The 16,725-nt window shown below is 59.2% G+C and carries 9 protein-coding genes and 2 pseudogenes; 9 read left to right on the top strand and 2 right to left on the bottom strand.

Annotated elements, in window-relative coordinates:
• Positions 1-217 precede the first annotated feature (217 nt).
• The 6 genes and pseudogenes from C2L64_RS52095 to C2L64_RS52070 form a co-directional block, all read left to right on the top strand.
• Positions 218-922, top strand: coding sequence for an OmpW/AlkL family protein (locus C2L64_RS52095; RefSeq protein ID WP_090838363.1), 705 nt, complete (start codon positions 218-220; stop codon positions 920-922).
• 227 nt (positions 923-1,149) lie between these two features.
• Positions 1,150-4,128: a molybdopterin-dependent oxidoreductase gene (locus tag C2L64_RS52090; protein WP_090838364.1), complete on the top strand. Its 2,979-nt coding sequence runs from the start codon at positions 1,150-1,152 to the stop codon at positions 4,126-4,128.
• Positions 4,129-4,138: 10 nt separating this feature from the next.
• Positions 4,139-5,008 carry a 4Fe-4S dicluster domain-containing protein gene (locus C2L64_RS52085; RefSeq protein ID WP_090838366.1) on the top strand — a complete coding sequence of 290 codons (870 nt, stop codon included), beginning with the start codon at positions 4,139-4,141 and terminating at the stop codon, positions 5,006-5,008.
• 501 nt (positions 5,009-5,509) lie between these two features.
• Positions 5,510-6,118 carry a TetR/AcrR family transcriptional regulator gene (locus C2L64_RS52080; RefSeq protein WP_086915765.1) on the top strand — a complete coding sequence of 203 codons (609 nt, stop codon included), beginning with the start codon at positions 5,510-5,512 and terminating at the stop codon, positions 6,116-6,118.
• A gap of 353 nt (positions 6,119-6,471) precedes the next feature.
• Positions 6,472-7,335, top strand: coding sequence for an enoyl-CoA hydratase-related protein (locus C2L64_RS52075; RefSeq protein WP_090838368.1), 864 nt, complete (start codon positions 6,472-6,474; stop codon positions 7,333-7,335).
• A 182-nt stretch (positions 7,336-7,517) separates the two neighbouring features.
• Positions 7,518-7,937 (top strand): annotated as a pseudogene (locus tag C2L64_RS52070) (DUF308 domain-containing protein); the annotation flags it as partial.
• 123 nt (positions 7,938-8,060) lie between these two features.
• Here C2L64_RS52070 and C2L64_RS52065 read toward each other — a convergent pair.
• Together C2L64_RS52065 and C2L64_RS52060 are read right to left on the bottom strand one after the other, a co-directional pair.
• Positions 8,061-8,450: a hypothetical protein gene (locus C2L64_RS52065; RefSeq protein WP_086915511.1), complete on the bottom strand. Its 390-nt coding sequence runs from the start codon at positions 8,448-8,450 to the stop codon at positions 8,061-8,063.
• Positions 8,451-8,727: 277 nt separating this feature from the next.
• On the bottom strand, positions 8,728-9,873 hold the full coding sequence (locus tag C2L64_RS52060; RefSeq protein WP_086915510.1) for a YncE family protein: 1,146 nt from the start codon (positions 9,871-9,873) through the stop codon (positions 8,728-8,730).
• A 951-nt stretch (positions 9,874-10,824) separates the two neighbouring features.
• Between C2L64_RS52060 and C2L64_RS52055 the strand changes: the two genes are divergently transcribed.
• The 3 genes and pseudogenes from C2L64_RS52055 to C2L64_RS52045 all read left to right on the top strand — a co-directional run bounded on the left by C2L64_RS52055 (position 10,825) and on the right by C2L64_RS52045 (position 16,705).
• Positions 10,825-11,313, top strand: coding sequence for a DUF2127 domain-containing protein (locus tag C2L64_RS52055; RefSeq protein WP_244144514.1), 489 nt, complete (start codon positions 10,825-10,827; stop codon positions 11,311-11,313).
• Between the two features lie 6 nt (positions 11,314-11,319).
• A pseudogene (locus C2L64_RS52050) lies at positions 11,320-12,525 on the top strand (MFS transporter).
• A 556-nt stretch (positions 12,526-13,081) separates the two neighbouring features.
• Positions 13,082-16,705, top strand: coding sequence for an AAA family ATPase (locus C2L64_RS52045; protein WP_090838370.1), 3,624 nt, complete (start codon positions 13,082-13,084; stop codon positions 16,703-16,705).
• Positions 16,706-16,725: the final 20 nt, after the last annotated feature.

The raw sequence follows: 16,725 nt of genomic DNA, 5'->3' as shown, positions 1-16,725 counted from the left end.
AAATATCGATACCGTCATTGATGTATTTAGTATGACTACGTAATAGAGCACACCGTTGACCTTCATAGCCGGACGAAGACTATGGAGAACGACACAACCCCACGGGCAGAGCGCGGATTGGTTCCACGGGATGCACTGGTGTTCATAAAAAATGTCCAGACAACGAGACAGGAGACGACACGTGAAAAATTGCAGGCGAATAATCAGCGCCGCCGGTATGGCGGCTTGTATCTGCTCAGCCGCGCTTACCGACGATGCTAATGCGCAATCGGCCGGAAGCATCACGCTGTCGACGGGATGGCTTCACATTGCGCCGCAGGGCGATGCATCGCCACTAACCGTGCAAAGCATTGGCGGTGTAACGGTGAACCAGCAACTGCCCGGCAGTGGGGCGCATCCGACTTCTTCGGATACTGTGGGAATTACCACCGAGTACTACGTCACGGACAACATCGGTGTCGCCATGCTTTTCGGTCTGCCACTCAAAGTAAATCTGGTTGGCGATGGGACGCTACAGAAGTACGGCAACCTCGGCTCGACAAAGCCGATGCCGCCCGCCATCGAACTTCGATACCATTTGTTTTCAGCCGCGTCGAAATTCCGTCCATTCGTCGGTCTGGGCGTGAACTATACGTGGTTCACCCAGGTCCGGATTTCCAATAGCCAGTTTGTTACTGACAGCCTCGGACCAGGCGGTTCGGCACACGCGGACCTCAGTTCGTCGTGGAATCCCGTATTCGAGATCGGGGCAAACTACGCGATTACAAAACACTGGTCGGTCGGAACCTCTGTCGGTTACGTGCCAGTGACGACGCACCTCACGTTGTACGGGCAGACCGCAACGGGAACGCAGGTCGTTTCAAAGTCGACGCTCCGACTTAATCCCCTTAACGTCTTCGTGAACGTCGCCTATACGTTCTAGCATGCGCAAGTTACGGGCGCGCCAACCGAGAGGTTTGAATGCTCATCAAAGACATGGGATACGACATATCGCGGCACATGCTGCTGCAATGGAGCCCGGCGTTCCCCGGGTCGCTAACCCACAGCCGGGCATGACCGTTCACCCGGGCTGTTCACAAGGCCCGGGAGACGGTCGGTTGTGCCCTCATGCCATCGCTTGTGTAGCAAAGCTTCCCATTGGATCGAATAATGAAACGACAGGTCCTCAAGACCATTCTTTTTGCGTTGCCCAAGCTCCTTGAACTGACGGCACGCCGGTTTCCCGCCTATCGTGAACGCCTGAAGGAGCGCGATCTCGTCGTTTCGATCGGGCTCATGGACGGAAGCATCAATCGGATCATCGAGTTCAAGAATGGTCACATTCGGTTGCGTGCCAGCAATCATCGGCGCTTCGACGTGCGCATGGCTTTCAAGGATGTCGCCACCGCGCTGAAGTTCTTTTCCCCCAAGCCGGACCAGGGTGAGATTATCCACGCCGCGAAGAACTTCAAGGTGGTGACCGAGGGCGAGGACGAACTACTCGTTTGGGTCATGCAAACCCTGAGCATGATGCAGACCATCGGTTTGCCGATGGGCACGCGGATGCGCGACGGTACACGCCGCTACACTACCTGCACAAACGGCGGTCCGCTGTTCGTCTATGTCAAGGATGGTCGCGTCGTCCGGGTGACGCCCATCGATCTGGACAGCACGGATGCTCCAAGCTATGTGATCGAGGCGCGTGGACGCCGCTTCAGTCCGCCACGGCGTGGCCTGGTCGCACCCCACGCGTTGACGCTCAAGTCGCTCGTCTATTCGGACAAGCGCATCCTTCATCCGATGAAGCGAGTCGACTTCGATCCTGACGGCGAGCGCAATCCGCAAAACCGCGGCAAGTCCGGCTATGTGCGTATCAGTTGGGAGGAGGCGCTCGACATTGTCGCGAAAGAAATCAACCGGCAGAAGCGCGTTCATGGACCAGGTTCGATTACGTTCCCGCTGTCGTCCCATCACCAATGGGGCAATGTGGGCTATTACCTCAGCGCGCTGACACGCTTTGCCAACCTGATCGGCTTCACTCGGGTCGCCGCGAATCCGGACAGCTGGGAAGGCTGGTACTGGGGCGCCATGCATCATTTCGGCAATTCAATGCGGATCGGCGTTCCATCCGGCTATGGCGGTGTCGAGGATTGCCTGAAGGAAGCGGACATGATTGTCTTCTGGTCCTGCGATCCCGAAAGCACCAATGGCGCTTATGCGGGATTCGAGGGGACGCCGCGACGCCTGTGGGCTAAGGAACTCGGCATTGAGTTCGTTCATATCGACCCGCACTGCAACCCCACCGCGCAATTGCTCGGCGGGCGATGGATTCCGGTCCGACCGCAAACCGACGCTGCGCTCGCCACCGCCATCATGCACGTGTGGGCCGTGGAAGACCTGTACGATAAGGATTACGTCGCTACCCGCACGACCGGCTTTGATGAGTGGAAAGCCTACCTTCTCGGCGAAACCGACGGAGTTGCCAAGACACCCGAGTGGCAGGAAGGCGAGACCGGCGTGCCCGCCAAGGACGTACGCGCGCTTGCGCGCCGCTGGGGGAACAGGAAGGTCCACCTTGCTGTCGGGATGACCGGTGCGGGATTCGGTGGCGCGGGCCGAGGCGCGACGGGAGCGCAATGGGCGCGCTGCATGATCATGATGGTGGCGATGCAGGGCTGGGGTAAGCCGGGCGTGAACTTCGGCTGCCTTGAAGTCGGTGTCCCTCACGACCTCCATTTCTATTTCCCCGGCTACGCGGACGGCGGCATTTCCGGCGACCTGGCGTGGACCGCCAATGCGGTCAACAATTACCAGCGCATGCCGCACATCCTGACCATGAATCCCGTCAAGCAGATGGTGCCGCGGCAGCAACTGCCCGATGCCATCATCAACGGTCACGCCACGGGCTACCTCTGGGACGGTATGTCGCAGGAAGCCCAGTTCGCGCCGTTCACCTATCCCATGCCCGGGTATTCGCCGATCCACATGATCTACCGTTACGGCGGATCCGCCTTCAGCACGGTGACGAATTCCGGACGCTGGGCCGACGCCTACCGGCATTCGAGCATCGAGTTTGTGGTCAACCAGTCCATCTGGATGGAGGGTGAGGCTCAGTTTGCCGACATCATCCTGCCTGCCTGCACTTCGCTGGAGCGCTGGGACATCGGGGAATGGTCGAATTCCGGCGGCTACGCCCATCATGGCTACAGCACGGTCAATCATCGCATCATGACGCTGCAGCACAAGTGCATCGAGCCTTTGGGCGAGTCCCGTTCCGACTACGACATTTTCACCGCGATCCTGACCCGGTTAGGCCTGGGCGCTGTGTTCACCGAGGGGTGCAGTGAGCTTGACTGGGTCAAGCGGGTCTTCGATTCGTCGGATTTGCCCGATCATATTTCGTGGCGCGAGTTCTGCCGCAAGGGCTATTTTGTCGTGCCACCCGAGAAGCCCGAATTGCGCCATCCGGTGGACATGCGCTGGTTTGCGGAGGGCCGGCGGAAGGACCTGCAGGAACCCCACCCGCTGCCGTCCCAGTTCGCCGAAAAATTCGGCACGGGCCTGCAGACGCCGAGCGGCAAACTGGAGTTCGTACCCGAGCTGCTAAAGCGGCACACGGCGGACAATCCCGAACGGCCGGCGCTCAATCGCTACATTCCATCCTGGGAGGGAATGCGTTCCGAGCTCGCCGAACGGTATCCACTCCAGTTGATTGCCACGCACAGTCGTTACAGCTTCCATACCCATTGCGACGGCAAGAACTCCTCGGTGAACAGCATCGAGGACCATCGCGCGTTGATCGGTGGGCACCGCTTCTGGCTGCTGAGGCTTAGTCGGGCAGACGCGATCATTCGAGGCATAGCCCATCGCGACCTCGTCAAGGTTTACAACGACCGGGGCGCAGTGATCTGCGCGGCCGACGTCTCGCCGCTGGTCAACGCGGGAGTAGTCAAGTCGTACGAGGCGAGCGCCGAATTCAAACTGATTGAAATCGAAGGCGAGCGCGTCGAAATCGGCGGTTGCATGAATATGCTGACCCCCGACCGGTCTCAAACTGCCGGCACGAGCAGCATGAGCCCCAACTCCTGCCTCGTGCAGGTCGAAAAGTGGAGAAGTGCCGAGGCGTTCAGGCTCGGTCGCGCAGCGTGAGGAACATGGAATGAGCAAGTGGAATCTGGTTATCACGGTGGGGCGTTGTGAGAACTGTCAGAACTGCGTCATTGCTGCGCGGGACGAGCACGTCGGCAACGACTTCCCCGGTTATGCCGCGCCCGCCGCGCGAGACGCCGAGAGCCCCGTTCGCGTCCTGCGCCGTGTTCAGGGAGACTCGCATATGGTCGAGACCACGTATCTGCCGGTCATGTGTAATCACTGCGACGAAGCACCGTGCATGCGTGTGGGTGGGAGCGCCATTCGCAAGCGCGCCGACGGCATCGTCATTATCGACCCGGACAAGGCGCGAGGCCGGAAGGACATCGTGAAGTCGTGCCCGTACAAGGCGATCGTCTGGAATGAAGAGCTGCAACTGCCGCAGATCTGGATCTTCGATGCCCATCTGCTCGACCAGGGTTGGCCCCAGCCGCGTTGCCAGCAGTCATGCCCCACCGATGTCTTCGAAACAGTCAAGCTCGATGACGCAGCGATGGCCGAGAAGGCCCGGCGCGAGGGGCTCAAGGGTCTGCGGCCCAACCTGGGCACGAAGCCTCGCGTCTGGTACAGCGGCCTCGAGCGCTGGGAAACGTGCTTTATCGGCGGAAGCGTCAGCGCGCAGATTGCAGACGTAGTCGAGTGCGTCACGGATGCGTCAGTCGCCCTGTACGTCGGCAGTCAGAAAGTTGCCGAAACCGTCTCGGACGGCTTCGGAGATTTCCGGTTCGGTGGTCTGGTCAAGGGCAGTGGCCTCTACCGGGTCGAAATCCGTCATGCCCTTGGCAACGCCTGGCGCGAATGCGAACTGGGTGAAAGCGTTTATCTGGGCGAGGTCAGCCTCGCCCAGTCGACCCATGCCGCGGAGGTGGTGTCACCGTGAGCGCCGCAACGAAGCTGCTTTGCCTGGGGACCGACAGACCCTCCAACTGTAGACACGAGGGACCGCGATACCCCGACCGGGGAGATGGCGAGTTTCTGGTCGGGATGGTCTTCAATCAATCTCCATTTTAGTTCTTTATTCGACAATATCATCAGATATGAATTTAATGTCGTTATACGGGGTCGACCGGAATCACAATGCAGGGCGATGTCATGGACGCAGCCGTGCAGCTGGCTCACAGTCGGAAATTTGCTGGTCCCTCATGCATGTACCGCAAAAGCATACACGCGGTCACTGAAGTAGTATTCACTCCATATCAAGTGTCACCCACAGCTACAGCGTTAAGCCGTTCGTGGCGCCACTCTTTCCTTGGACATTTGGCATGACACCGTCGAATTCTTGCGGTCCCTCCGTTCCGCGGCACGCGCCTTGCACCCGGCGCTCGGGCTTTGCTCGACTTACGCAGAACCGCAGGTTCCGATCCGACCGTTCCGTTATGCCATGAAGCGGGAACGCCTGACACGCATACAGCGCAAAGAGCAGACGCTTGAGAATCTGCTTGAGGCTGCGCGGATGATGTTCGTCAAAAAGGGATTGGCCGCAACGAGCGTTGAGGACATCGCCGAGGCAGCCGGCTACACGCGCGGCGCGTTCTACTCGAATTTCGATGGTAAGCCGGAACTGCTGCTTGAGTTGCTTCGCCGGGACCACGATAGCGCACAGGCCAAACAGCGGGCGATTGTGGAAAAGGTTGGCACCCGCGAGCAGATGAAGGCGCGTGCCATCGAATACTTCAGGCGGCAGTTTTCTGAACATGACGGTTTCCCGCTTTGGGTCGAAGCCAGGTTGTTCGGCTGCCGGGACGCAAAGTTTCAGGAACGCTTTAACGTCTTTCGGCATGAAAAGCTCGACCAGGTCAGAGCGTACATTCGCACCGTTTCGGAGTGCGAGGGCGGACGACTGCCCCTGCAGGTGGACGCGCTCGCTCTCGGCTTGGTGAGTCTGTGCGATGGTATGCAGTTCTTCAGAATGTGTGATCCGCAGATGGTGAACGACGAGGTGATGCAGACGGTCCTTGCCGGATTTCTTTCGTGCGTATTGCAGCGGTAGTCGGATCAAATACCGCGCATCGGTCACTGCCGACAGAGCGCGAACGGCAACTGGTTGACAGCTCCGTGGCACGAATTTGTTTCAGGATGGCAAACAGCAGTTCACTCAGGCGTCGGCGGCGATCCCGGGGCTGGGCACATATTTCGTGACGCGAAGCGGTAGCGGTCCTCTTGATTGGAGTCAACGACGTGAAAGGCGTTGCGCACATCGACCCGGCTTGTGCGCAACCATTGCGTTGTCGCGCGCGGCGTTTCAACTCGACTGCCGCAGCGAACCCGAATCGCACCAGTCGCCCATTGGCTACTGACCGGAAAAGTCGCCGCAGACTGACGACAGACTTCTCGAGGCTATCCATGCAAAGCGAGTATTTTCACATCAGCAACGAATCCGGCATCGCACATCTCGAGCTGAACCGTCCCGACCGGCTCAATACGATGGGTATGGCCTTTTTTAGCGGGTTGCGCGACTCCGTCCTGGCGCTCGATGACGCGGGCGACACCCGTGCCCTCGTCATCAGTTCCACTGGAAAGCATTTTTCGGCCGGCATGGCGCTCGACGTGTTTGCCGGCACAACGGATCTGTTTGACAGCAGCAGTCCACGCGCTCGATTGAGCTTCCAGCGCGCGTTGCGAAATCTGATGGATTGCCTCGATACTCTCGATCAAGTCCGGTTCCCCGTCATCTGCGCAATTCAGGGCGGCTGCATCGGCGGAGGCCTCGATCTCGCCGTTGCCTGCGACATTCGCATTTGCACGACCGATGCGTTCTTCGCACTTCAGGAAACCGAGCTCGGCATGACGGCTGATCTGGGTGTGCTCCAGCGCCTGCCGAAGATCATTCCGGCAGGCGTGGCCCGCCAGATGGCCTACACCAGTGAACGGTTGAGCGCCGAGCGTGCATTAGCAGTCGGCCTCGTGAATGCCGTGTTGCCCGATGCCGAGGCGCTGCTCGCAGATGCTATGGAGCTGGCCCGAATCATCGCGTCCAAGTCTCCGCTGGCCGTTGCCGGGTGCAAGACTGCGATCAACTTCGCGCGCGATCATAGTACGTCCGAATCTCTGCGACACATGGCGTTGCTGCAGAGCTCCATCTTCGACACCCAGGATCTTGCAGAGGCAATTTCGGCCTGGCACGGAAAGCGACAGGGACGCTTCGACGCGCTATCGCCGCTGACAACCCGCCAGACGGCGAATCCGCGCGACCGGGAATTGCTGTAGGTCAGTCGTGCGTGGGCTGATGCGCAGCCGTCCCGCTCCGACGATCGCAACCTGACGAGACTATCGATGCGCTAGTCGAATCGACCGTCCGCGACTTGCTCGCCAACGCGAGACCACATCGGTCATCGAACACCGTTTACCCCGTTTCGCGATGTGTGGCTCGACATATGTTATCGCGTGGTCCATCATGCGATGCGCTGGCCAATTACATCGACGCTTCGCGTAGCGGAGGAATGGCTGACAATCGTACCCAGGCGATGAACGTCGTCATCAGTCTCACCACAACAATTGCTGTAATCACCGCATTGCGATTGAACTGGGTATTGGGCATATTCGGCATTTGGGCCGTACTCGCGGGATTGCTTCAGCTCGCCACTGCCGTCCGCCGCTGGCAGCACCTCGGTGCGCAATGGGCAATGATCCTGAGCGGCGGGCAATCGGCGTTGGCGGGAGCGTTTTTCCTTTTGCAGGCCCGCACGCCATTGCAACTTGCGACTGTCAGAGTGGCAGGCTATGCGGCCGTCGGCGCCGTCTACTTTCTCGTGTCTGCGGTATGGCTTTCAGTCGGCCAGATGCGCAGCAAGAGTGTTCGAACGTCTTGACACATCCGCGCATCCGATTCCGGCGTCTCATGGGATTCGAACGTCCGCTCGCTGACGAGCGGACGCAAACAGCGCCCCGCGATGAACCCGGTCGACGGACATCAGGCCGCGAGGCGCAACGATTCAGCCGAGCCTTTCCTTGAGAAACGCAACCACATAAGGCGTAGCGGCGGCCGCGATCGTCGATGCAGTCGATGGATCGATGCCCATACGTGCCGCCAGCGATTCGGCCACGCGACCGGTCAGAACGCCTTCTCCGCCTTCTTCGAGCGATTTGAAAACGCCATCGCCCTTGACCAGCCCAGCGGCAAACGCCGCAAAGAAGCTCTTGCCCGGATGCTCGCCCAGCAGGCCGGCACCCTGCTCCTCCACGTGAGCATGCGCCGTCTCGGCCACCTGTCCCAGCATCTGCTGGGCGTCGTCGGCATTGATACCTTGATCGGCTAGTGCCTGGGTTGCCTGACTCCCATGTTCCGACGCGAGAAATTCAGAAATCAGTTGCTGCATGTCCATGACAAATGCTCCAGAAATCGAGGCGTTGGAAAGACCGACTTGGAAAAGGCGGCTGCAACACCTTGCTCGGCGTATGAGCAGCGATGCCTGCCCCATTGTCGCTGGACAACCTTTCGGACGGACTACACTGCGCGCCGACGCTGCGCGGTATAACGCCACAACAGTCAACCAGTCATATGTCGATGAAGCGAAAAAGCCAGCGCACAATTTCTTGTCCACTGGCTGAACACTACGACGACCGGAATCTCGTGCAGAGACCGTCTACGTGAGGACTCGACTACTTCGTCGCGAAGACCGAGATTCCGCCGTTCGGAAACGCGGCGGCGCCTGGCTGGAACGGCACATAGACCTGGCCGAGGCCGCTGTCGATTGCAACCGAGTGCGCGCCGGTGCCTACCGCGACGGTATAGAGCAGCTTGCGCGTCGCGCCGTCGATCACGCCCATCTGGGGTGTGAAGCCCGATGCCGCCGCCGTTCCGCTCGTCACCCAATGGCGCGCCGGCAGGAAATAGCGATTCGAGCCGGGATCGTATGCGACCTGGTCCGTTCCGCCAAAGGGTATCGACGCAAGTTGGGCCCCCGTGTTGCGGTCGAGAATCAACGTGATCAGCGGATTACCCGCGGACGGATCGCAGCCGATCAGCACATCGCTGTTAGGCCCGAGTGCAATGCCAGACGGCTCGCATTTGCCGAGTGAAAATGCCTTGCTGACAGCAGGCGTACCCGATGCGACGGAACTGGCTGTGATGACGTCGAGTTCGCCCGTCGGATTAGCCGTCGTTCCGTCGTTGTTGATGAGGAAACTCTTCGACGCCGCGTCATACGTGCAAGCTTCCAGTCCCGATGAGCCGGTGAAGGTCAGCTTCGATACGACTGCTTGCGTCGTCGTCGAGATGAACGTGACGTACGGCGGCGTCTCACCCGGGCTTGCGAACATGACGAGATGATCGTCGGGATCGTAACAGCCTTCGTCGACGCGCGAACCTGACGTACTGATCGGAATCGTCTTGACCGTTTTCATCGCGGCCGTATCGACGATTTTCACCGAATCGACGTCGCCCACATACAGCGTGTTCGTTCCCGTCACACCGACGATGCCGTCGGGCCCGGACGCATCCGTGCTCGCGCCTGCGCCCGTAAAACCTCCCGTAATTTGCGCGATCAGCGTGTTCGATTTCGTATCGACGACGTCGACGGATTTGTTGTTTCGGTCCGCCAGATAGTACCTGCCTGCTTCCGTGTAGCCGATATCGAAACTGAACGCCGGCGTCGTGGAATTTGGCACGGCGATGGTCGTCAACAGCTTGGACGGCGCGGGGGCGGGTGTCGATGAAGTCGGCGTCGAAGTGGAGTTGTCTCCTCCTCCGCACGCTGCAAGCACGGCCGTCGCCACGAGTAGAACGGCCAGTAACGGTTTTTTCATCAGTCGGCTCCTTTGAGCAGCAAAACAGGTGAGAGAAACGCTTGAGTGCTGTGTGCAGTGCTTCGTTCCGGTGGTAAGGATGAGGAAGGAGTGACAAGAATGCACAGAAAATAATTTGATGGTTTATATAGAGAGATACGAATGAATGTATGGATAACGAAATATTCATGCACTTGCCTGTCGATACTTTCGTAATGTTGGATTCCCGTTTAAGACGCTGAATAACAATGAGAAGCGATGCAAGCACGTCGACAACAGAACTTATGCGGCATTGCCGCATTCATTTATATCGTTGGTGGAATTGCGGAAAGTGGTGCTTGACTGGGAACAGCCTGCGGTCAAGTTACCGTGTAGACATTGACATGCTGTACTTCGCCTTGGTCTCGCGGCTCTGTAAGGCTAGGTTATGGAGTAGAAAGCGTGAATTTCAGTGAGCAGAGAAAAACGCGGCCGGAAGAACATCGAAGGTCAGGGAAAACGCCTGGCACCTGATCCGTTCATTGACTGGATAAGACATTGCAACAAGAAATAATGCCTTCTTTAATGATCTTATCGAATGATTCACGTAATGCTTACCGAAATATAAAAATATACATCAAATACCATGAAATGCGTCCACCTCTTAATCAAAACCTAAGATTGAGAGAATACAATTCATTGTTCTATTTCCCGAATTCAAGAAACGAAACATTCGCTTTCCCGAAAATGAGATGTCAGAAGTTTATGTTAGGCCCGCCCAGAACGGGTTACACGTATCGACGAGAAGTCGCGGAGGTTTCGGAGAGGGATGTCGATCGTCCGCTCCTGCCCGACCACAGCCCGATAGTGGCGGTGCATCGGTGATGGCGGCTACCGAATAGATGCCCGGTCACCAGGTGCGGTCCATTTCGACCACAGCCGTGCAACGAGCATCCGGCAAACGCGACGAAATCGCAGAACCGGGGACCGCGAATGCGTGAGTCGGCTACGCGGTGGCTCCCGAATGAGAAGAGCCTGCACCGGATCTTCGAATTGGGCCTGTGGCTCAAGGCAATCTTTGCGCTTGCGGAAATGGTGGCCGGCGTCGCCACCTGCCTGGTGCCGCAACGGTATTTCCTGGTGCTGGCGCTTTGGGTCACCCGGGATGAGTTCGCTGAAGATCCGCACGATCCGGTAGCAAACGTCCTTCTTCACATCGTGCAGCACCTGTCCGTTGACTCCCAGCGATTCGCCGGACTCTATCTGATGGGTCACGGGGTGATCAAGCTTTGGCTCGTGGCCGACCTGCTGCGCGAGAGGCTCTGGCACTTTCCCGTCTCGATCGTTGTCTTCGCGCTGTTAGGGCTATCGTTACACATACACCCATTCGATCTGGCTACTGCTGGTGACGGCACTGGACATGGTTGTCATCGCCCTTACGTGGGACGAGTACCGATATCTGCGAAGCGGCATTTGAGATAGAAAACGATGAGATCTGAGACTCGCTCCGATGCACGCATTCCTGTTCCTCGCGCTGTGCGAATGCTGGGACTCGTCAGCCTTTTCATGGATCTTTCGTCTGAACTCATTCACGCACTGCTACCCATATTTCTTGTTACCACGATGGGCATGAGCATGAGTGCGCGTGGCGTGCTCGAAGGGGCTGCCGAGGCGACGGCGATGATCGTGAGGATCTTCTCGGGCCCCGTGAGCGACTGGCTTGGCAGGCGCAAGCCGCTGCTGTTGCTCGGCTATGGACTGGCCGCGCTTTCCAAACCGCTTTTTCCCCTGGCAGCTACGTCTGCGGTCGTCGTGGCAGCGCGCCTCATCGACAGGTCTGGCAAAGGCATTCGCAGTGCGCCACGTGACGCGCTCGTCGCCGATGTCGCGCCGCCGGAGATTCGAGGCGCGTGCTTCGGCCTCAGACAATCGATGGATACGATCGGTGCGTTCGCCGGACCGCTTGTCGCAATCGGACTGATGCTCCTGTTCTCGGATCACATTCGTACGGTCCTCTGGTTTGCTGTCGTGCCCGCGGTGATCGCCTTCGGCGTGATCGTGTTCGGCATCGAGGAGCCCGCGCACGAACACGAGTCTCGCCGCTTCCAGTCGCCGCTGCGCTGGGCGGCGTTGCGGGAATTTTCGGGCCGCTAATGGTTCGTCGTAGCGATGGGCGCTGCCTTCACGCTCACGCGGTTCAGCGAGGCATTTCTAGTACTGCGCGCGCAGCAGACGGGCATCAATATCGCCTGGATTCCCGGCGTCATGGTCGTCATGAGTCTCGCCTACGCGCTCAGTGCGGATCCCGCCAGAGTCGTCTCCGATCGAAGCGACCGCCGCGTTCTGCTTGCGCTCGGAATCGTCATGCTGATCGCGGCGGACCTGGTATTGGGCGCGAGTGCATCGATCATCGCCGTTCATATCGGCATCGCGCTGTGGGGCCTGCATATGGGCTTCACGCAAGGCATACTCGCCGCGATGGTCGCGGAAACGGCCCCGCAATCGCTAAGAGGCACGGCGTTCGGCGTTTTCAATCTTGCGTGCGGAATCTGCATGCTGCTTGCGAGCGTCATCGCCGGCTGGTTGTGGGATCGGCATGGCGCCTCTGCCACATTCCTTGGCGGAGCCGTTCTGGCCGTTCTCCCGTTGGCAATGTGCCGCTTCGCGCCAAGCGTGGCAAGGCGCAAGCCCTGAAATTGCTTTCTGGTCAGAACAGCAAACTCATATCATCGCCGTTTCGATGGTCTCGAGCATCCAGAACTGGCGCATTGCCAACGCAATGACAGAACGCACCGGCCGCCCACCGACAGCGGTCATTGTGATGCTCCCGTTGAACGGCGGCTGTTGGCCGGTAGTACCAATTCGAGAACGCTCTGCGAAGCGGTCGTTGAGATCCTCAATGGCTGCTCACTGGCATCTGGTCTGAACGGGTACTACCGGCCAGGAAGCGTCATTCGCTTTACCGGACGCTTGGACGTTCAGACGTCGGCTCTGCCCAAGTCACCGGCCATTCGATTGTCGAAGACGAAGAGGCACTAACAATAGAGCGGTTACGCATGCAGGAAGTCGGTCGCGGACCGGACATGTGAGGAGTCGATACCGGCCAAGTCGCAATGTTCGTTGCGCCTACTTAATAAGTCCAATCGCACACGCCTGTCTGGATACTCGCCGTAACGAGGAGCGAAACCGCATGGACAAGTTGCGCTGCCGCGCCGATGATAACGTTGGACGGGTGCTCCAGAGATCCACAATGACCGACGATCTGACGATATGGTTAGCGCAGATTGGCCTCGGCGCGTACGCTGCAAAGTTCACCTCGCAAGGGATCGACTGGGATGTGCTCAGCGATCTTTCCGAGGGCGATCTGAAGGAACTCGGCCTTACGCTTGGCGATCGCAAGCGACTTGCAAAAGGACTTGCGGCGCTGAACGATGTCCACACACATTCGCTCCGGCGGGCGGCGCAAAGTGGAGACTTGCCTTCGTCGTCCGCATCAGAAGCCGTCGAGGCCGAGAGGCGGCAAATCACAGTGATGTTCATCGACCTCATCGATTCGACAGCGCTAGCGGAGCGATTCGATCCAGAGGACATGCGACGTCTGCTAGGGGTCTACCATCAAGCCTGCGCACGCGCGATCGAGGCTCATGAAGGCCATATCGCGCTTTATATCGGCGACGGCCTACTCGTGTATTTCGGCTATCCGAATGCGCACGAAGACGATGCAATACGTGCAGTACTTTCCGCCCTCGCTGCCATAGCGGCGCTTCGCGAGGCCAACGAACTCATCGAAACTCAGTACGGCGTGCGCCTGCAGGCGCGGATCGGGATCGAAGCGGGACTTGTCGTCGCCGGCGCGATTGGCGCTGGATCTTCGCTGGATCACCGGGCGATCGTCGGAGAAGCGCCAATCATCGCCGCAAGGCTGCAGTCGGTAGCTCCCCCCGACGCAATCGTTGTGGGACCGACCGTCCAACACCTGATCGAAGGATCGTTCGAGCTTGAAAATCTTGGCTGGCGCGAATTGAAAGGGGTCACGGGGCCGGTCCGGGTCCAACGTGTGCTGGCGCAAGCGGATACGATCGACCGCTTCGAAATCAGGACGATCCATGGGATGACGCCACTCATCGGCCGGGCTGCGGAACTCGACATGATCCGGCGGCGCTGGAAGCAGAGCGTCGACGGCGAAATGCGTTGCGTACTGTTGACCGGCGAGCCGGGGATCGGCAAATCTCGCTTGCTGCGGGCGCTCTGCGAGGGCATGAGTAAAGACGCACATACAATAGTTTCGCTTCACTGTTCCGCGCACTATCGAAACAGCCCTTTTTGGCCGGTACAACGCTGGCTACAGCGCACTTTTGGCGTCGCCCCCGACGCGTCCGATGCATCGAATCTGCAGCGGCTGGAGGCTGGAATCGCAAGACTCGGAGTCGATGTCGACGAGACGCTGCTGGTTCTTACGATCCTGCTTGGGATTCCGACAGGCGCGCGCCATCCGGCAATTGACACATCGTCCCCTTCCTTCAAGCGCCGGACGCTGGACCTGCTGGTGGCTTTGCTCGAAACGTCAACGCGCGTTCAGCCGGTACTTGTCGTTGTCGAGGATGCACACTGGATCGACCCGTCATCGCTCGAGTTTGTTCGGCTCGTGGTTGAACTACTGGTGTCCGCCCGGCTGCTGGTACTTATCACTGCGCGACCCGAATTCGAACCGGGATGGACTTACCCTCATCTCGTTCAACTCAATCTCGATCGGCTATCGCGCCGCGATTGCGCTGCGATGATCGAGCGGCTGACGGGTGGCAAGCAGCTTCCTGATCTCGTGCGCGATCAGATCGTCTCGAAGACGGACGGCGTGCCGCTCTTCGTCGAGGAACTGACAAAGGTCATTCTCCAAAGCGATCTGTTGGAGGATGCCGGCGTCGGCTACGAGTTGAAACGCGCGCCGCAGGCAATCGCGATTCCGGACACGCTGCAGGGCTCGCTGCTGTCGCGGCTCGACCGGCTGGAACCCGCCGTCAAGGAAACCGCGCAGGTCGCAGCCACAGTGGGACGTGAATTTGGCAGGAAGCTGCTTGGCCTGATTGCGTCCAGGTCAGAGGACGAACTGCAGGAATCGCTCGACCGTCTGATCGCAGCGGAAATCATTGTTCCTGCTTCAGGGAAACTCGCGGAAGGAGACACCTATTTGTTCCGGCATGCATTGATCCAGGAGATTGCATACCAATCCCTGCTGCTTGCACGCCGCCGCCATTACCACGCGCTAATCGCCGCTGCTCTTGAAGAACATTATCCGGACATCGTCGAGCGGCAACCCGAATTGATCGCTCAGAACTTCGCTGCGGCCGATCTGCCGGATCGCGCGATCGGCTATTGGCAGCGTGCCGGGGAACGGGCGCTTGCGGGCGCTGCCTACGACGAGACTATCGCCCATGTGCAGCGCGGACTTGAACTGATCAGCCGATGCTCCTGCAGTGAGGCGGATCGGGCCAGGCACCTGCTGAGTCTGCTGCTGACGAGGGGCAGGGCAGAGCTCAGACTGGCACAACGCGAGGCGATCGCGACCTTCCGCGAGGCGGCCCGAATTGCCCGCGAACAGAAGCTCACGTCGTATCTCGTGCAGGCTGCGTTAGAGTTCGACACCGCCGAGACGTTCCTCGAAGGTTCCGGCGACGAATCGCTTTCATTGCTGAAAGAGGCGCTCACCCTGATTGGAACCGAAGAGTCGGTCGAGCGTTGCCGCCTGTTGAGTCGCCTCGTACGCACCGTTCATATGACGGGTGCACGCGAACAAAGTATTGAATTTGCCGAGGAGGCCGTCGCCCTCGCCAGGCGCCTGAACGATCTGCCGAGCCTGTTCGATGCATTGGCGTGCGAGTTGATGCATGTCGGGGCGCTCCCGTTACCTGCGAACAGGTTTCAGGAGCGTGAAAGCGTGTTGCTGGAGTTGAGGCAGATGGCGGAAGATCTTGGCGATGCTCACACTATCGGGCACGCATGCGCGCGATGTCTCGCGGGCTACCTGGAGATCGGCGAGGTGGACCGTTTCGAGAGCGCGCTGGAACGGTATCGGCAGATCGCCACTAGCGGACAGCACTTTGTCGACAAGTGGTGCGTGACGGGGGCGCAGGCGATGCGGGCCATACTCGTCGGTGACTTCTCCGAGGCAGAGCACAAGACGCGTGACTCGTTGCATATGGCGCAGAATGCGGACGCAAATCTCGCTACAGGTGTCCACGGCATGCAGATGTTCGCGATACGTCGCGAACAGGGCCGGCTCGCCGAGGTCGCACCGATCTTCAAGCGGTTTGTCGACGAGCATTCCGAGGACGCTACGTGGCGGCCAGGATTCATGTTGATTTGCAGTGATCTCGGCTTCGAGGCGCAAGCCCGCGACAATCTCGTTCGGCTTGCGGAATCGGAATCCAGCATCCCCGTGGACAGCAAGCGGCTTGTCACGCTGACCTATCTGGCGGAGGTTGCTGCCCGGCTGCGGGACGTCGAGCATGCCGGACGCATCTATGCCCTTCTCCTGCCGTTCCAGGATCAGGTCGTCACGGTTCCGGTCTTTACGCTCTGCTGCGGATCTGCGGCACGGTTTCTTGGCATGCTGGCTCATGCTCTTGGCGACTGGTCAGCCGCCGAACGGCATTTCGAATACGCGCTGCGCATGGACGAGCGCTTGCGAGCGTGGCCCTGGCTCGCGCATGGCCGCCACGAATACGCGCTCATGCTGGCGGCACGCAATGGCATCGGAGATAGAGCACGCGCGCAAGACCTGCTCTCGATGGCGGCGGCCACAGCAAAAAAACTCAAGATGTTCGCGCTCGTCGAGCGCATCGCTGGCGCGCAGACAGGAACAGGGCTCAAAGGCTAGCACAGGCTTGCACAGTTGGA

It is taken from the genome of Paraburkholderia hospita (genome assembly GCF_002902965.1).
GTDB lineage: Bacteria > Pseudomonadota > Gammaproteobacteria > Burkholderiales > Burkholderiaceae > Paraburkholderia > Paraburkholderia hospita.
This window is presented reverse-complemented; position numbering and strand designations above follow the sequence as displayed.

Excerpts from the sequence above, each read along its gene's own strand:
- C2L64_RS52095 (WP_090838363.1), top strand. The coding sequence starts at position 218 with ATGGCGGCTTGTATCTGCTCAGCCGCGCTTACCGACGATGCTAATGCG.
- C2L64_RS52090 (WP_090838364.1), top strand. The coding sequence starts at position 1,150 with ATGAAACGACAGGTCCTCAAGACCATTCTTTTTGCGTTGCCCAAGCTC.
- C2L64_RS52085 (WP_090838366.1), top strand. The coding sequence starts at position 4,139 with ATGAGCAAGTGGAATCTGGTTATCACGGTGGGGCGTTGTGAGAACTGT.
- C2L64_RS52080 (WP_086915765.1), top strand. The coding sequence starts at position 5,510 with ATGAAGCGGGAACGCCTGACACGCATACAGCGCAAAGAGCAGACGCTT.
- C2L64_RS52075 (WP_090838368.1), top strand. The coding sequence starts at position 6,472 with ATGCAAAGCGAGTATTTTCACATCAGCAACGAATCCGGCATCGCACAT.
- C2L64_RS52065 (WP_086915511.1), bottom strand. The coding sequence starts at position 8,450 with ATGGACATGCAGCAACTGATTTCTGAATTTCTCGCGTCGGAACATGGG.
- C2L64_RS52060 (WP_086915510.1), bottom strand. The coding sequence starts at position 9,873 with ATGAAAAAACCGTTACTGGCCGTTCTACTCGTGGCGACGGCCGTGCTT.
- C2L64_RS52055 (WP_244144514.1), top strand. The coding sequence starts at position 10,825 with ATGCGTGAGTCGGCTACGCGGTGGCTCCCGAATGAGAAGAGCCTGCAC.
- C2L64_RS52045 (WP_090838370.1), top strand. The coding sequence starts at position 13,082 with ATGACCGACGATCTGACGATATGGTTAGCGCAGATTGGCCTCGGCGCG.